Consider the following 17826-nt stretch of genomic DNA (forward strand, 5'->3'; position numbering starts at 1 on the left):
CATATCCGGCAACATTGAGTTACCGGATAATCAACACAAGCTTCACTTCTCTTCGTTCTGCCCGTGGCACATCTTGTACTTGCGTCCCGAACCGCAGGGGCACGGATCGTTCTTTTTAGTGCCCGGGAACGTCCTGCCATCAGACCACGGGCTCTTGAGCTCTTCGGCCTTCGGACGCTTGTTGGCTGGTACCTTGCCTTCGGCGTGGCTTGAAGGCTCCGGGCCGACGATGCTGGGCTCGGGGTTGCCTTTCTCGCTTTCTTCCGTTTCGGCGATGTCCGCTTCCTCGGCGTCCTCATCGGTGGCATCGGGATCGGCCGGTGCGGAGGCAACCGTGGCCTCGGCATCCGCTTCACCATTATCCATCGAATCGAGGCCAGCGGCTTCAGCGGCCATATCAACGGCCTCATCCTCGGCAGAAGATTCGGCATCTGCGTTCTGGGCTTCAATGTCTTCGGTCTTGGCAACCTGATCGATGTCAACATGGAAGAGCAACTGAATGCTTTCTTCCTTGATGGCGTCAATCATCTTGTTGTACATTTGGAAGCCTTCGCGCTGATATTCAACCAGCGGATCACGCTGACCCATACCACGCAGGCCGATACCATCCTTGAGGTAATCCATCTCGTAGAGGTGTTCACGCCACTTCTTGTCGAGCACCGCGAGCACAACACGACGTTCGAGCTGGCGCAGTCCGTCAGAGCCAATCTTGTCCTCGTAGCCGTCGTATTGCTTCATGGCGTCTTCGACGATAAATTCCTTGACCGCGTTGACGGCCTTTTCGCCCTTGAGACCTTCTGCCTTCTGCTTGGCTTCATCCTCTTCAACGGCAATCGGATAGACCGTCTTCAATGCGCTGAACAGACCGTCCCAATCCCATTCATCAGGCTTGTCGCTGCCATTGTTGGCACCCTTGATATAGCTTTCGATCGTCTCATTGATGAAACGCAGAATGTCGTCGTGAATATCGATGCCACGCAATACAGCCTGACGCTCGGCATAGATCACCTTGCGCTGCTTGTTCATCACGTCATCATATTTGAGGACGTTCTTACGCATTTCGAAGTTGCGGGATTCCACGGACTTCTGTGCGGTGCGCACACCCTTGGAAACGCTCTTGGACTCGATGGGTTCGCCTTCAGGCAGGCCCTTGGCCATTACGCGCGCAACGAGCTGGGTGTTGAAGAGACGCATCAAATCGTCTTCAAGGCTCAGATAGAAGCGGGATTCGCCCGGATCGCCCTGACGACCGGAACGGCCGCGCAGCTGGTTGTCGATACGACGGGATTCGTGGCGTTCGGTGCCGAGCACATACAGACCGCCGAGCTTGGTGACTTCCTCATGCTCGTCCTTGGCCTGATCCTTCATCTCGGCCAAGGTGCCGGGCCAACGCTTCTCGTACTCTTCGGGAGTGTCATCCGGAGAATAGCCCTCGCTCTTGAGCTTCTGATCGGCAAGGAACTCGACGTTGCCGCCGAGCATGATGTCGGTACCACGGCCGGCCATGTTGGTCGCCACAGTGACGGCGCCCTTACGGCCTGCAACGGCGACGACCGCCGCTTCCTTCTCGTGATGTTTCGCGTTCAGGACCTGATGAGGAATGCCTGCCACATCAAGCAGCGAGGAAACGACCTCGGAGGATTCGACGGAAGCTGTACCGAGCAGGACCGGCTGACCTTTCTTGTAGCGCTTGGCAACATCCTTGATGATGGCGGTGAGCTTTTCCTTCTTGGTGCGATAGATCAGATCGTCGTTGTCCTTGCGGACCATCGGCTTGTTGGTCGGAATCGGCAGCACGCCCAGCTTGTAGGTGTTCATGAACTCGGCGGCTTCGGTTTCTGCCGTACCGGTCATACCTGCGAGCTTGTCGTACATACGGAAGTAGTTCTGCAGGGTAATCGTCGCGAAGGTCTGGTTCTCGGCCTTGACCTCGACACCTTCCTTGGCCTCGATGGCCTGATGAAGGCCCTCGTTGTAACGACGGCCGGGAAGCACACGGCCGGTGTGTTCGTCGACGATGAGCACTTCGCCGCCGGTGACGACATAGTCCTTATCGCGCAGGAAGAGTTCCTTGGCCTTGATGGCGTTGTTAAGGTAACCAATCAGCGCAGTGTTGCTGGGCTCATAAAGATTATCGATACCCAGGAAGTCTTCAACCTTGGTGATGCCCGGGTCAAGAATGCCGACGACCTTCTTCTTCTCGTCGACCTCATAATCCTCGTCACGCGTCAGCTTGGTGACGAGCTTGGCGAACTGACGATACCAGCGGGTGACACCGCCCTCTGCGGGGCCGGAAATGATCAGAGGAGTACGCGCCTCATCGATAAGAATGGAGTCGACCTCATCGACGATGGCAAAGTGATGGCCACGCTGCACCAGCTCGTTCTTCTCCCACGCCATGTTGTCGCGCAGGTAATCGAAACCGAACTCGTTGTTGGTGCCGTAGGTGATGTCCGCCTCATACTGCTTGCGGCGTTCAGCGGGCTTCTGGTCGGTGATAATGCAGCCGACATTCATTTTGAGGAAGCGGAAGATACGGCCCATCAGTTCGCTCTGGTAGCTGGCGAGATAGTCGTTGACCGTGACGATGTGAACGCCCTTGCCTTCCAATGCATTCAGATAAGCAGGGAGGGTGGCGACCAAGGTCTTGCCTTCGCCGGTCTTCATCTCGGCGATGTTGCCCCAATGCAGGGCCGCGCCACCCATGAGCTGCACGTCGAAGTGACGCTGACCAAGCGTGCGCTTGGAAACCTCGCGTACCGTCGCGAAAGCCTCAGGCATGAGCTTGTCCAGTTCCTCGCCGTTGTCGAGACGCTCCTTGAACTTGGCGGTTTGCCCGGCAAGTTCCTCGTCGCTCAGCGCCGCGATCTCATCTTCGTGGGCGTTGGTCGCTTTGGCCACATTCTCGAGCTTCTTGAGCTGATGGCCTTCACCCATACGTAGGGCCTTGTCGACGATATCTACCAATTTCGCTCCCTAGTTCGCTTCCCATAAACGAGCAAGACCAAGCCAACCGAGGCTTGGCACAGACTGTATTTTATCTTACGCGACGGCGCAGATTTTCCGAACTATTTATTCACAATGATACGATGTGTGATATTTTCTCTATGACGACATGAATGACGGCCCATCAGCTTCCCGATGGGCCGTCATTCAAGAACATTCAACGCCGTGACGACACTTGGCCAACCGCTAGCGGCAAACCGCATGTCAATCACAACCAGACAAGCTTACTTCTTGGCAGCTTTCTGAGCCTTCTCAACGTTCTCTGCAGTATCAATCTCAAAGACACCGTAGCTCCAGCCGTGACGACGATAGACTACGGACGGGCGATGCGTCTCACTGTTGACGAACAGGAAGAAATCATGGCCGATGAGTTCCATCTCATACAGCGCTTCATCAATGGTCATCGGTTCGGCGATATGCAGCTTGCGACGAATGACGATAGGGGTGTCTCCAACCTGCACCTCAACGCTTTCGCCGGGGCCGAGATCGGTGGACAACGGATGCTCCACGTCTTCGGGCTCCTGAAGCTCCGTAGGCTCAGGATTAATCGGCTCGTCAATGGGCACCACGCCCATATCGACGACCTTCTGCTCCTTGCGAGTCGGACGATGGCTCTTGCGGCGATCGCGCACACGGCGCAGACGCAAGGTCAGCTTGTCCAACGCGATATCGAGAGCGCTATACTCGTCGGAACTCGAGGCTTCGGCGCGTACCACGGTTGCTCCGGCCTCAATGGTGATCTCGACTCGTTTGGCGGTATCGGCCTGGCGCGGGTTGCCTTCGCGTGACACCACAATCTGAACGCGTGCAGTGTCCGGAGCGATGGACGTGACGCGATTCATCTTGGTATCCACAACATCGCGGAACTTCTGATTGACTTGCATGTGACGTCCTGTGACGACAATATCCATGGTCGACCTCCTACTAGGTTCGACGGGGTTAAATCCGCCTGCGTACCAGCAGCGCCATTACTGCCGCGCTGCTAGTTCCAGTTTAGCGTCATACCTTGGGACTAGCTGAGTATTCCCCGAAAAATACGCCATTCGCATGGTCGCAACGCCGAGCATGCGCGTTTTGCTATAATTGATTTCTTGTGAGACCTCTTGATGGCTGCGGCCGCATTCGGCTCGTCCGAGTCGGCTGAGGAACTTCCGGGCTCCATAGAGCACGATGGCGGATAACGTCCGCCCAGGGCGACCTGAGAGCAAGCGCAACAGAAAACAAACCGCCCGAGCAATCGGGTAAGGGTGAAACGGCGGTGTAAGAGACCACCGGGCCACTGGTAACAGTTGGCCGCTGGCAAGCCTCATCGGGAGCAAGGCCAAGCAGAAGGCACGTCGGATTTTTCAGTTTCGACACGGGCTGCTCGTCCGGCCTTCGGGTAGGCTGCTGGAGCCTGGCGGCAACGTCAGGTCGAGATGGATGGCCATCCGCGTGGCAACGCGCGACAGAACCCGGGGTATACGAGGTCTCACTTCACTTTTAAACGACAGATTTCACAGAAGAAATAACCATATAGTCGCCAAGGTAAATCACCGCTCTCGACACTCAGTCAGGCTTATTTTTCCCGTTTCCGGAACATTGTCGAACAACTCGTGAGCGACACGTCTCAGTGTTTCCGGATCATGACCTTTGCGTCCCCGGCACTCCAGAAACGGCGTCGACGAACCTCAAGTTCTAGACCTTCTGTTTTCGCAGCCACCTTGCGTCCCAGCTGCCAGGCAGCATCTTCGAACACACCTTGTTCACGGGCTTGCACGGCCACTTGCTGGGCCATGTGGTCATCGACACCTTTACGTTTCAGCTCCATGACGGTGCCGCGAAAACCAAGCATTCGTCCGGCGCAGCTGCGCACCACGGAACGTGCGTATTCCTCGTCATCGATCAGATGCACCTCGACCAGACGAGTCACAACATCTTCGGCGACAACAGGGTCATAGCCCTTATCGATCAACCGTTTGATAAGCGCCCCGGAAGAACGTGCAGTGGCATCCAACAGCGTCAGCGCCGCTTCACGGCACGCATCCCCATCTGCAGGATCGTCAGGAACGCGTTTTACCGGTGCACCCGTGCGATATCGACGATAACGATTGTTACTTTTACCTCGACCATACCGTCGATACTTGCGCTTGCCGGAGCCGGTATCTTCAGTGTCAAGGCTACCGCCAAACCCACTGGTATAGTTGCTGGTCACTGGTACGGCGTGGGTATGGGCTCTATTCGGCCTTTTGACACGCTTACGTTTCCCGTCAGTTTCCGCGTGGGTTCCTGCACTCTCAATCTGAGAGCCAGGAGTTGATTCACGAACTTGAGGGGTGTCCTCTAAGCGCTCATCATCTTGCGTTGCATCGGCAAGACGACGAGGGGCCTGCCCATTCTGCGACCGAGGGTCGTCGTAATCCAGCTGCGCGACCGGAATATGACGACCTTCGAGAAACTCTTCGACGCTGATCATGTCTCAGACCAATGAATCAGGCGTTCGACACCGATTCAGAAGCGGGCGCGGCATCGCCATTGGCATCGGCCGCCGAGTCAGTGCCTTCGCCTTTATCTGCATCCCCACCGTCAGCCGGCTGGGAATCATCGGGAATCAAACCATACTTCACTTTGACCTTGCGTTCAATTTCCTCGGTCAGTGCCGGGTTATCCTTAAGGAACTGGCGGACGTTTTCACGCCCCTGCCCCAGTTGGTCTCCCTCATAGGTGAACCATGAACCGGACTTCTTGACGACATCGCTCTGCAAGGCCATATCGAGCACCGAACCCTCTTTGGAAATGCCCTCTCCATAGAGAATGTCAAACTCGGCAAACTTGAAGGGCGGCGCCATCTTGTTCTTGACGACCTTGACCTTGGTTCGATTGCCGATGGCCTCGTCACCATTCTTCAACGTCTGGATACGACGGATGTCGAGACGCACGGAAGCATAGAACTTCAGGGCCTTGCCACCGGTCGTGGTCTCTGGACTGCCGAAGAAGACACCGATCTTCTCGCGCAACTGGTTGATGAAGATGGCGGTGGTGTTGGACTGGGCCAATGCACCGGTCATCTTACGCAACGCCTGGCTCATCAACCTGGCCTGCAGACCGACATGGCTGTCGCCCATCTCGCCTTCGATTTCGGCCTTCGGCACCAAAGCCGCCACCGAATCGATGACCACGATATCAAGTGCGCCGCTGCGTACCAGCATGTCCGCGATTTCAAGCGCCTGCTCGCCGTTATCCGGCTGGGAGATAATCAGGGAATCTGTATCGACGCCTAGCTTCTTGGCATAGACCGGATCGAGCGCGTGTTCGGCGTCGATATATGCCGCGACACCACCGTTCTTCTGCGCGTTGGCCACAGCGTGCAGCGCCAACGTGGTCTTGCCGGAAGACTCAGGTCCGTAGATCTCGACGATTCTGCCGCGCGGAAGGCCACCAATGCCCAACGCCATATCAAGAGCCAGAGAGCCCGTGGGGATGACCTCAACATTCTGCACAGGCTTGTCGCCAAGCCTCATGGCCGATCCCTTGCCGAAGTCCTTTTCGACCTGCTTCAGTGCGGTGTCGAGCGCCGCCTGCTTGCGCGGATCGATGCCATTCCCGCTACCAGACTCGGTCTGGGCGTTCTTGGCCTTGGCGCCTTTCGTCGTTTTTGATTGCTGTGCCATCGTTCTCCTTTACGTTCGCTCCTGCACTACCAGAGTACGGAGCAATCCGTCACTTGCGCAAGCCGAACAGGGTTATGTGGTCGAACGCTTGCCTTTTCGACACGCCATGGTTTTCCGGGCTTTTGAGACCCAAACCCCGTTTATTCGTTCCTGCTTTCAACATAATCATAGAACAACATACGAACATTTGTTCGAATGACGCGCCGAGATAACCTTCAGCAGAAAACCTCCATTACGCCGCTTGCCTACTTCGCCGGCAGCGGCGGAGCGTTATGGTCTTTGCCCCATCGTCTCGAATCCGGAATCTGCAGCTGGTCACACAGCACGTTCCATATGACACGCGGCTCAACACCAGCCGCAAGCGCTTCGACGACGGTCATGTCGTCAAGCGCGGTCAACACCTGATCGCGCGCCAGCGAACGCCCGTATGTCCGCCCGAGCACTTCTTCGAGCAATTGCCAAAATTCACGTTCCTTCACATGCAGCAGTCTATCAGCGCGAATGAATAGCAATCTGTCCGCGAAATTCATGGACGAATTTCCAATATTCATGAAGGAAGTCACAAAAGGCGCCGTCAGATATTCGACGCCACCAACCACGAGCTTGTTCTAAAACATCGTGTAACACCCTATAATCCGACATCGTTTTGTCTGTCGCAAATTCCGTCATAAGCAATCTCGCACAAACAGCGAGGAAACAAGGGAAGGCCCACCGGTTAGATACCGATGGGCCTTCCCTGCGGGACGCTTTACAAACGCAAATCACGCCTCGTTGTAGTCAAGGTAATCCGCCACCATACGCAGCATCTGCGCGGTGCTCAGTCCGAGCGATTCGGCGATGGACGCCAGCAGTTCGGAACTGGCTTCCTTCTGCCCGCGTTCGACTTCGAAAGGTAACCGAGCGAGACGCCGGCCTTTTCACTGACCTCTCGCAGGGTCTTATGATCGCGGGTACGCAGGTCACGCAGCACGTGGCCGATCGCCTCGCGCAACGAGATGTCGCGCGTCTCACCGTCGGCGTCATGCTTGCGCGTGGCCGCCCTGGGCTTGGACTGCTCGGCGTCCTCTTCCTGCCACATCCTGTTGAGCACCGCCTGGCGTTCGTCCTTCGCCTTTTTGCGGCGCGTGCTTTCAAAACTTGTTGCTGCGCGAATGCCACCGCGCGGCGCTGAGCAGGGGTCAAGTCCCTGTTGCGCGCATTGCTCGGGCGCGTGGCCCCTGTTGCAAGCGTGTTCATTGCCATCTGCTCCTGTGGTCGAGTCATCGTTTCCATTACGCCACCCCTCTTTACCTCGTATTGACCTGTTCACTTCAATCAACAACTGAGGGGAAAAGTTTATTCCTTTTTGGACGCTGTGAACTGCGTCACAAACCGCAATACGTTCAGTACCGAAAGGTGCCGCACTTCCTCGCGTGAGCCGGAAAGTCGCAGCTTTACCGCAACGGTTTTGCGGGTATCGGCGAGGGCCCCTGCGGGGATGCTGACACCGATATAGACAAGTCCCGCAGGCTTGTTCCCATCCGGACCGGGTCCAGCGACGCCGGTAGTCGATAAGCCCAAGACATGACCCTCGTATTGCGGCTGGTCATAAAGATACGCCGTGCGTTCGGCCATTTGACGGGCCACCTCGGGATGCACCGCCCCCTCGGCACGCAGCAGGTCCGCATCGACTCCGAGAACGCTTGCCTTGGCGTTGATGTCGTAGGTCACTGCCGAGCCAAGGAAGACCTCGGAAGCCCCCGGAATACGAACAAAGGCGTCAGCCAGGAGGCCGGCGGTAAGCGATTCTGCCGCAGCAATCTTCCAGCCGCGAGTCTTCGCTGTTTCAAGGATATTCGCGGCCAAAGTGTCACATTGCGGTTGGACGGCTGCGACCGTGCCGCTTGAAGTCAAACCGTCCATGTCCTGTATCGCATAGGATGCGCCGTCCGGTGTCTGAATATATCGCTCCATATTCCCCACTTTTGCGGCCTTGCCGTCACGGCTGCAAACCCGGAACCCAAGACCATACAAAACCGCCCCAAACCTACCTACCAGTCGGTCGGTAGCAGTTTGGGGCAAATTTACAAGCTGCTCATGCAACTTTCCGCGCACGCACCACATTGCGGACATAAATATAACCGGAATACAGGCACAGAATCAACGCGATAAGAATGAGCAAATCAGTGACACTGTAGTAGCAGAACCACCACACAGGAACGCCTGCACCGATATGAGAGAACGCGGGAATGCCGCCAGCGAAAGCGACCAATCCCGGATTGGTGATATGCGAGGAAAGCGCCCAAACCGGCATCAACAGCATTCCCAAGCCAATGCACTGCGTAAGTGTCTTGTATTTGCCGACTTTGTCCGCAGCAATGACCTTGCCACCGGTATCGATGACGAAGAAACGCATGACCGTGATACCAATCTCACGGATGAGGAACAGCGCGGTGACCCACCACGGCACCTCGCCGAAAACCGAGGCGACAACGAGCGCCGAGCAGATCAACAGCTTGTCCGCGATGGGATCCATCAGCTTGCCGAGCTCGGTGACCTGGTTGTAGGTACGAGCCATCCAGCCGTCGAGCTTATCGGTCGAGGCAGCCACGATGAAGAGCATCGCCGCGGCAAAACGCATCCATGGGCTGCGCTGCCCCCAAGGGCCCGCGGCGATATCTACCCACAAAAATACCAGCACCAGAACGATGCGGGTATAGGTCACCAGATTCGGCGGGCTGTTCCAGCCGTCCACAAAGCGATTTCTTACCATCTCGTTGTTGTTGCATACCCAATACCTTAGCGCGGCGGCGATACTGTGACGTGCCGAAATCAGCGAGGACATTGCCGTCGAGAAGGCACAGCCCGTTACTGTGCCGTAGAACCCGAGGAAGCTGAAGGCGACACGGCACCAGTCTTGCCTTGGATGAAGTCAAGGACCTGAGTCAGATCCTGCGGTTGAACGAGGACCTCGCGGGCCTTGGAACCTTCGGAAGGCCCGACCACGCCGCGGGATTCCAGCAGATCCATCATGCGACCGGCCTTGGCGAAACCGATGCGCAGCTTGCGCTGGAGCATGGAGGTGGAACCGAACTGGGTAGTGACCACGAGCTTCGCCGCTTCCAGCAGCGTGTCCATGTCGTCACCGATTTCCTCGTCGGGATGGGTCTCGTTCTCCTCGGCCTTCTTGGCCATTTCCTCGATGTCCTCGCGATAGTGCGGCTTGCGCTGGGTACGGGCGAATTCGACGGCCTTGCGAATCTCGGACTCCCCTACCCACGAGCCCTGCACACGAATCGGCTTGGCGGCGCCCATCGGCAGGAAGAGCGCATCACCCTGGCCGATCAACGATTCGGCACCGGTGGAGTCAAGGATGACTCGAGAATCGGTGGCCGACGAGGTGGCGAACGCCAGACGAGAAGGAATATTCGCCTTGATCAGACCGGTGATGACATCGACCGACGGACGCTGGGTGGCCAGCACAAGGTGCACACCGGCGGCTCGCGCGAGCTGGGTGATGCGCTGGATGGAGCTTTCGACATCGTTCTTGGCCATCATCATCAAATCGGCCATTTCGTCGACGACCACGACGATATACGGGTAGGGAGCCACCTTGCGGTTCGAGCCAAGCGGCGCGTGAACCTTGCCAGCGAGCACGGCCTTGTTGAAGTCCTTGATGTGGCGGAAGCCGAAGTACTGGAGGTCGTCGTAGCGGGCGTCCATCTCCTTGACCACCCATTCCAGAGCCTGTGCGGCCTTCTTCGGGTCGGTGATGATTGGAGTCAGCAGGTGCGGAATGCCGGCGTAGGCGGAGAGTTCCACTCGCTTGGGGTCGACCATGATCAGACGCACCTGCTCGGGGGTGGCACGCATGATCAGCGAGGTGAGCATCGAATTGATGAAGCTCGACTTGCCGGAACCGGTGGCGCCGGCGACCAGCAGATGCGGCATCTTGGTAAGGTCGGCGGTAACGAAATGGCCTTCGACATCCTTGCCGACGCCGGCGAGCATCGGGTTCGGATCGTTCATGGCCTTGTCACTGCGCAACACGTCGCCCAAGTGCACGATTTCACGATCGATGTTCGGAATCTCGATGCCGATGGCGGACTTGCCGGGAATCGGGGAAAGGATGCGCACATCGGTGGAGGCCACGGCGTAGGCGATGTTGCGCTGCAGGTTGGTGACCTTCTCGACCTTGACGCCCGGGCCAAGCTCGACTTCGTACTGCGTGACCGATGGGCCGCGCAGGAAGCCGACGACCTTGGCATCGACGTTGAATTGTTGGAAGGTGGCGGTCAACGCCTTGATGACGTTGTCGTTGGCCTGCGTGCGGACCAGATGAGGCTTGCCTTTGACGAGAATATCGAGGTTGGGAAGATGGTAAGGCTTGTTGTCTTCCTCGTCTTCCGCGTTTTCGGCCTCATGACGCGCAACCGGATCGTCGCCATCATGGTTGGCAATGGAAGCCGGAAGATTCGCCGCTCCACCGGCGATACCTTTGACTTCGGGTGTCACTGGTTCCGTGGCGCTACCGTCTTTGCCAACCGCCGCCCAAGGATCCGAGGCGTGCCCTCCAACAGAAGCCTCAGAATCAGCATCGGACCCGTAAGCGCCAGACGCGTTTGCCGGAACCGCAGCGGGGAAAGCGCCGGTCTGCCCGTTCACAGCCGTGTTCGGCACTGTCGTATTAATGGCGTTATTGACGTCGTAATCGGGCATGCTAGTTGGCAGAGAAGTAGGCATATGAGCGTCGCTAGCAACACTTCGAAGTTCACCGGTAACAGGGTCCACCAGTGTGTGTGCACCGCCGGCAACGAGCTGGGTCTCGTCGGTATTGCCATTGAGGTCGGCGGCCCTGTCGAACGCCTCATCTCCGGCATAACGTTCGAGCTTGGCTGCACCGTCGTCATCATCGGAATGACCGAAAAGACGAGAAAAGAACGCTCCGATACCACGTTTGTGGGGCTGTGAGGCATTGTCAGATACAGGTTCCGCGTCATTACTATCATGCGTCGGTACACCCGCGGCAAGCTCCAACGTTTCATCGCCGACGCGCACCTCGTTCGGGAACTGCTCACTTTGGACATCAGCATTGTCAGCAGCATCGTTTTCGGCACTGTTTTTACGTTGTTGCAACCAGTTCTGCAGCTGTTCGGGAATCTTGGTGATGTCAAGTTTGACAATCAGCAGTATTGAGAATATCGCCACTACCACAAAAATAACGACGGCGAAAATGCTGGAAAGCCCCCAAGCCAAGGCGATCCCAACACGAATCCGAGCAGACCACCTGCACCTCGCAGCACTTCCATGCTGAAGTCACGGGAGGGCGAAGCGACGATGGCGTCGATGATGGAACAGATTGACCAGAACAGCAATGCGCAGCCGATAATCAGACGCAGATTGCGCTTATGCTTGGCAGGGTCGAGCAACACCTGGTATGCCACAACCACCAGAAAGACCGGCAACACCACGCTCATCACACCAAAGAGCCCAGCCGCAACCATGTGCAGCCAATGGCCCAGGAAGCCATCGACATGGAACCATTCGGACGCGCAGAACATAATGGCCAATATCACCAACGCGAAGAAACCGGCGATGCGGCACAGCGTGGTATGACGAGCGAAGAACGAAGCACCATCGGGCGGCATGACCTTCGTCGTCTCGGTATCCTTATCAGAAGAAGACCCGTTCGCCTTACTGCGACGGGTCTTTGAGCTCTTGCTATTCGTCTGTGTCTTACGTGCCATAACAACAGCGATTCTACTTCAAGCCCGCCCCCTTGGAAACGTTGAACGGTCAACCTGCCCAACCCTTTCAAATGCGATCGAGTTTCCAAGCAATTGTCCGCAAATCATGTTGGCAACGCTATGGGAATGGTCCCGACGGTTCAGGCTGTCTGCGTTGACTTACGCAACTGCACGCAAATGGAGACAACTTCGCCCATAGCCCTACGATAGAGGCATGGTCATGACTCCTGCCGAACGTGCGAGCGCCGTCGCGTTCTCTTACAAGAACTGCGAGCTTTCCGGGATTGTGCCGAGCGATGTGATGGTCGAGGCCGCGAACGGCTACCAGCGCGGAACGTTGAAACTTTCGAATTTCGCCGCAACCCCCGAGCGCTATAAACCGCACTCGAATGCACAACACGAGGAACACCAACCTTCTGAGTGCAACGGTAGCAATGAAAATTCTCTGCTTGGACACACCGAGATAGGCATCGGCGATGACGCTCATCCAACCAATCAACGCAAGCGAATAGGAAAACGTAACGAAACCCGTCTTCGGGGCGACCGCATTTTCGCGCGTTCGGTGCGATTGATCGATTACGGATGGCGTGCAGTCGGCGGGCTGGATGAACTCATGACCATTCATCGCGGATTGTTCGTCGGCGCGATGCCAGGTGCGGGGCGGTTTCGCACCGATAATGATGCCATTGTCGACGCCAATCTCGCAACGGACCAATCGAGCCCAACCGACGAACCTCGCAATCAACAGCACCAACCATCGAGCCCGTATTTTCCGGCGGCGCTCATCGAAACCGGAGCGGCCAACATCTTCTCGCAGCTGGCCGAGCAGGATTATTTCTCCAGGCTCGACCGCGCAGGATTCATCCACGCCCTGGCCAGTATCTACGACGAACTGAACGCCTTGCGCCCTTTCGCCTACGGCAACGGAATGGTGCTGCGCATCTATATTTCGGAACTCACACATGCGGTGGGCTGGGATCTGAACTGGGGCACAGTGACATTCGACAGTTACCACGACGCAACCCGCAAAGCACTGGTCGAGCACGATATCTCAGGATTGGAGCGCATGTTCGCTTCGATCATTCGACTTGCCAATCCGACGCGTATTTTCCTGATCTCCGGTTGGGACCAAGGCCCTGCACACTGAGCTCAAGAGCAATGAGAAAAGCGTTTTCAGGGCCTTTGGGCACTTTCCGCGGTCTCGCGTGAGAGCATCATTTTCAATCAATTGGCTCTTTCCGAACCAGAGCTCAGTAAAATAGCGCTTTCACTTTGTTTCGCACTATTTGATGTTGGCAATATCCCCCAAATGATGAGCAATATGCTGCTCGTCGGCGTGTGCATCGGCCTCGTCGTATTCTCCGGCATCAGCACAAGCGACAATATCGAACGCCTTGTCCACCAAGCCGTCATCAAGCGCATCAAGCCAATGAATCCGCGGGTCGCGGCCAAACCAGCCCATCTGCTTGCGGGCCAAGCGCTTCGTCTTCTGCGCAATATCGGCGAATGCCTCATCTTCGCTCATTTCGCCATCCAGATACGCCTCAATCTGAGAGTATCCAAGAGCGCGCGACGCCGTGACGCCCAGCTGCGGCCGGATGCGGCGCACCTCATCGACGAATCCTTGCTCGCGCATCTGGGCCGTGCGAATGTCGATGCGCCGGTCAAGTTCCTCACGAGACAAGTCCAGACCAATCTGGACGGAAGGGATGACGTAACGATATCGCGGCAGACTCGCGGAATAGGGCCGACCGGTAATCTCGATGACCTCGAGCGCGCGGATAGTACGACGGGCGTTGTGCGGATCCATACGCTCGGCAGCCTCGGGATCCTTGCGCTTCAGTTCGTCGTAAAGCGCCCCCGCCCCTTCGTTTTGCTCGCGCTGCTCGAGCTGCGAGCGCACTTGCGGGTCGGTTCCGGGAAACGAAATATCGTCAATGGCCGCACGCGCATAAAGTCCGGAACCACCGACCAGAATTGGCCGGACTCCCCTACCTTGTAATTCTGCGATTTCTTCACGTGCCAGCTTCTGAAACCTCGCAACGGTCATCGTTTCATAGGGATCGATGATGTCAAGTAGGTGATGCGGTACCGCGTCCTGTTCCTGCGCACTCGCCTTGGCCGTACCGATATCCATGGATCGGTACATCTGGTAGGCATCGGCGTTGACGATTTCCGCTTTCTGGCCACATTGCGCGAGTTCACGTGCCAACGCTATACCCAAACCAGTTTTGCCAGAGGCGGTCGGGCCAATGATGGAAACGACACGTCCTCTGTTGTCATTCGTCGCCATACGTCCGCCTTCCGATCATCCCGTTTACCCGTTATTCGCGATTCTAACGACGGGCATAACCTTCAACTTCCCTCACAATTTTGAGGAAACATCCAGTTTAGATAGACGGGACTCATTAAGATGGAGGCCGTGATACTTGATCGACACGAACGGATTAACACTGCAGAAATCCAGGCCCGGCTTGAAAAAGTGGCGCAGAGCGGCAACGGAGAGCCGAACAAGCGGATTTTCCCTGCGGAAGAAATCACCGAATTCATTGACATGATGCAGGTCTACGAAGGCGCAATGTACGAGATCAGCACCAAATTGGAGGTGCTCGACAGCGAGTTCCACGTCCATTTCGCCCACGACCCCATCCACCATATGGAACGGCGGCTGAAGTCCGTCAACTCGATTCTTGGCAAACTGCAGCGCCGAGATCTGCCGATGTGCACGAAATCGATTCGCGACAACCTCTTCGATGTGGCCGGTATCCGCGTCATCTGCAACTATCGTGATGATGTTTACTCGGTGGCCAACTATCTTTCCAGCCAGTCCGACATTCAGGTCCTGCGTGTCAAGGACTATATCAAGAACCCGAAGCAGAACGGTTACCGCAGCCTGCACGTCATCTACGCCGTGCCAGTCTTCCTCTCGACCGGTGAGCATTACACGCCGGTCGAAGTGCAGTTCCGCACCATCGCCATGGATTATTGGGCCAGCCTCGAACATGCTTTGCGCTACAAGTCCGACCTTCCTGACGCCAAGCTGAGTGAGCACTCTCAGACGCTACTCGACTGCGCACGCAGTCTGCAGAACATCGAGACGCAGATGCAGAACATCCACCGCGACATCAACGGCGCTCCTCGACAGGAGGAAGCCCCGATCTCACAGACGTTCGATCCGAAGAAATAAAGCACAGCGGCAAACGACATTCTTTGTCGAACATTGGTTTCGCCGGTTCCTCCTGATCGAGGAACCGGCGAAATCGGTTCTATAGATATTCAGAAATCAATCCCGAATCAATGAACAGTATCTAGAAATCGAAGTTGTCGGGGTCACCGCCGGTACGCACGCCAGTCGCCAAACCCGCAATCTGCTGCATCTCCTCATCGCTCAGCTCGAAGTCGAACACGTCGATGTTCTGCTTAATGCGCTCGGCATGCGTGGATTTCGGAATGACGATGACACCGCGCTGCAGATGCCAGCGAATCACCACCTGGGCCGGCGACTTGCCGTATTTCGCGCCAATCTGAGCCAATTGCGGAGAAGAAAGCAGCGAACCGCCGGTGCCACCAAGCGGACTATACGCTTCAACAGCAATATCCTGCGACTTGACGAAATCGATCAGCTCCTGATTCGGGAACTGCGGCGAGGACTCAATCTGGTCGACCGCAGGCTTGACGCCGGTTCCCAACGCCTCCAGTTCTCGCACATGATGCTCCTGCAGGTTGCATACGCCAATGGCACGGATGCGTCGTTCGTTATACAGCGCGACCATGTCTTCCCATGCCTGCTGCCAACCCTGCGCCGGCCAATGAATCAGATAGAGATCGACGTAATCGGTGCCCAGCCGGTCGAGACTTTCATAAAAGGCCTCGCGTGTGCGTCCGGCACGAATGTCCTCGTTCCAAAGCTTCGTGGTGAGGAAAATATCATGACGAGGAAGTCCGAAACGACGCATGCCCTCGCCCACCGACTTCTCGTTGCCGTAGACCTTCGCCGTATCGATGTGGCGATAGCCCGAACGCAGCGCCACATCGACCGCATTGGCCGTGGTTTCGCCTTCCGGGGTCTGGAATACGCCCAGCCCCAGCTGCGGGATGGTAATGCCATTGTTCAGTGTGATATTCGGAACCTTGTTATCAATCATTGCAGCCTCCAAATTGTGTAGCCGTATAGCACCTGTCTTGACCTTTCGAGACAGGTTTAAAGACGTTCATTGGCTATGATAATCGGAGAACATTACGCTGGGAGCTCCATAGGAAAATACTCGGTCAATTCGCACCATATCGCGCTTGCAGCACCTTCGTTGTTCACACTCAGCCAATTGCCAGCGTATACCGATAGACTTTGAGCCATACACGAAATGTCAATCGCAAATCGATAAAGGAGCGGATATGGCTTTCGGGAACAGACCTGAGGAAAACAACAACGCACAGCAGCCTTATGGGCAACCGGCGCAGTATGGGCAGAACTACGGGCAACCACAGTACAACCAATACGGGCAGCCTCAAGACCAGCCTTATGGCCAGGGGCAGAACATGCAGTACGGCCAGCCTTACGCACAGCCGCAATATCAGCAGCCCGCATACGCCGCAGCTGGTGCAGGAACAGCGGCACCGACGATGACGATGAACGGGCAGGCCGCCTATTCCTTCGAGCGCGAGCGCCACGTCTCCACCACCAAAGCCTACGGCGAAATGACGCTGGGCCTGCTGCTCACTGCAGTAGTCGCCGTCGTCACGCAGATGACCGGAGCTCTTGACAGTTTCCTGATGGCCACGGGCATGATCGGCTGGATTGGCCTGGCTGTGGTGCAGGTGGCCATCGCGGTTGTGCTGGGTTGGCGTATCAACAAGATGAAGGTCGGTACCGCACGCGCGATGTTCTATCTTTACGCGGCACTCACCGGGTTTACACTTGCCACGATCTTCGAGGCTTACAGTTTGCCGTCCATCGGCATCGCGCTGGGCCTGTGCGTCGCGTTCTTCTTCGTGCTGACCATGCTTTCCCTGACTACTAAGAAGGACATGCTCAAAGCCGGCCCGATTCTCATGGTCGCGCTGGTGGTGCTCTTGGTCGGCGAGGTCATCATGATGTTCCTCGCGCCTTCGCACACCACGCTTATGGTGACCGGCGCCATCGGTCTCATCATCTTCGCGGGTCTGACGATGTATGACGCCCAGCAGACGCGGGCCATGTTCGACGCTGCTGAGCAAACCGGCGACACCGTGACGTTCAACCGCATCTCGATTCTCTGCGCGCTGAACCTCTACCTCGACTTCATCAACATGTTCCTCTATCTGCTCCAGCTGTTCGGCAACAACGACAACTGATAGATAACGACAGATATTAAAAGGCCTGTCGGCAACCTAGTTGCTGACAGGCCTTATTTTGTTGTACAAATTGGAGATATATCTAATCTCGGCATCGGCGCTCGCTACGAAGA

11 protein-coding genes, 1 other RNA gene and 3 pseudogenes are annotated in these 17826 nt (G+C 56.6%); 4 read left to right on the forward strand and 11 right to left on the reverse strand.

Annotation, left to right across the window (positions count from 1 at the left end; translation table 11 throughout):
* Positions 1-42: 42 nt before the first annotated feature.
* The gene (gene secA / locus OZX57_RS05740; protein ID WP_277161770.1) at positions 43-2967 is read right to left on the reverse strand and encodes a preprotein translocase subunit SecA; all 2925 of its coding nucleotides are present in this window, start codon (positions 2965-2967) and stop codon (positions 43-45) included.
* A 263-nt stretch (positions 2968-3230) separates the two neighbouring features.
* Positions 3231-3917 (reverse strand): ribosome-associated translation inhibitor RaiA, encoded by a 687-nt coding sequence (raiA, locus tag OZX57_RS05745; protein ID WP_277161771.1) that lies wholly within the window; start codon positions 3915-3917, stop codon positions 3231-3233.
* 183 nt (positions 3918-4100) lie between these two features.
* Here raiA and rnpB point away from each other — a divergent pair.
* Positions 4101-4484: RNase P RNA component class A (gene rnpB, locus OZX57_RS05750), an RNA gene on the forward strand.
* Positions 4485-4538: 54 nt separating this feature from the next.
* On the opposite strand, the pseudogene OZX57_RS05755 reads toward rnpB, so the two are convergent.
* From OZX57_RS05755 to OZX57_RS05785, 7 genes and pseudogenes are all read right to left on the reverse strand, one after another.
* Positions 4539-5107, reverse strand: a pseudogene (locus OZX57_RS05755) (regulatory protein RecX); the annotation flags it as partial.
* A gap of 370 nt (positions 5108-5477) precedes the next feature.
* A complete protein-coding gene (gene recA / locus OZX57_RS05760) occupies positions 5478-6656 on the reverse strand; it encodes a recombinase RecA (protein ID WP_277161772.1) in 1179 nt (392 codons plus the stop codon).
* A 245-nt stretch (positions 6657-6901) separates the two neighbouring features.
* The gene (locus OZX57_RS05765) at positions 6902-7135 is read right to left on the reverse strand and encodes a DUF3046 domain-containing protein (protein ID WP_277162957.1); all 234 of its coding nucleotides are present in this window, start codon (positions 7133-7135) and stop codon (positions 6902-6904) included.
* Positions 7136-7417: 282 nt separating this feature from the next.
* Positions 7418-7928, reverse strand: a pseudogene (locus OZX57_RS05770) (helix-turn-helix transcriptional regulator).
* 63 nt (positions 7929-7991) lie between these two features.
* A complete protein-coding gene (locus OZX57_RS05775; RefSeq protein WP_277162958.1) occupies positions 7992-8558 on the reverse strand; it encodes a nicotinamide-nucleotide amidohydrolase family protein in 567 nt (188 codons plus the stop codon).
* A 172-nt stretch (positions 8559-8730) separates the two neighbouring features.
* The gene (gene pgsA, locus OZX57_RS05780) at positions 8731-9408 is read right to left on the reverse strand and encodes a CDP-diacylglycerol--glycerol-3-phosphate 3-phosphatidyltransferase (RefSeq protein ID WP_277161773.1); all 678 of its coding nucleotides are present in this window, start codon (positions 9406-9408) and stop codon (positions 8731-8733) included.
* Between the two features lie 95 nt (positions 9409-9503).
* Positions 9504-12382: pseudogene (locus OZX57_RS05785) on the reverse strand (DNA translocase FtsK).
* A 214-nt stretch (positions 12383-12596) separates the two neighbouring features.
* Between OZX57_RS05785 and OZX57_RS05790 the strand changes: the two are divergent.
* Positions 12597-13529: a Fic family protein gene (locus OZX57_RS05790; RefSeq protein WP_277161774.1), complete on the forward strand. Its 933-nt coding sequence runs from the start codon at positions 12597-12599 to the stop codon at positions 13527-13529.
* A gap of 135 nt (positions 13530-13664) precedes the next feature.
* Here the strand turns inward: OZX57_RS05790 and miaA are convergent, their stop codons facing one another.
* On the reverse strand, positions 13665-14675 hold the full coding sequence (miaA, locus tag OZX57_RS05795; protein WP_277161775.1) for a tRNA (adenosine(37)-N6)-dimethylallyltransferase MiaA: 1011 nt from the start codon (positions 14673-14675) through the stop codon (positions 13665-13667).
* 120 nt (positions 14676-14795) lie between these two features.
* On the opposite strand from miaA, the gene OZX57_RS05800 reads away from it, so the two are divergent.
* The gene (locus OZX57_RS05800; protein WP_277161776.1) at positions 14796-15569 is read left to right on the forward strand and encodes a GTP pyrophosphokinase family protein; all 774 of its coding nucleotides are present in this window, start codon (positions 14796-14798) and stop codon (positions 15567-15569) included.
* Positions 15570-15690: 121 nt separating this feature from the next.
* On the opposite strand, the gene OZX57_RS05805 is transcribed toward OZX57_RS05800, so the two are convergent.
* On the reverse strand, positions 15691-16527 hold the full coding sequence (locus OZX57_RS05805) for an aldo/keto reductase (protein WP_277161777.1): 837 nt from the start codon (positions 16525-16527) through the stop codon (positions 15691-15693).
* A gap of 391 nt (positions 16528-16918) precedes the next feature.
* Between OZX57_RS05805 and OZX57_RS05810 the strand changes: the two genes are divergently transcribed.
* Entirely contained in the window at positions 16919-17713 is a 795-nt protein-coding gene (locus OZX57_RS05810; RefSeq protein WP_277162959.1) for a Bax inhibitor-1/YccA family protein, read from the forward strand.
* Positions 17714-17826: the final 113 nt, after the last annotated feature.

This window comes from Bifidobacterium sp. ESL0682 (assembly GCF_029392815.1).
Lineage (GTDB): Bacteria > Actinomycetota > Actinomycetes > Actinomycetales > Bifidobacteriaceae > Bifidobacterium.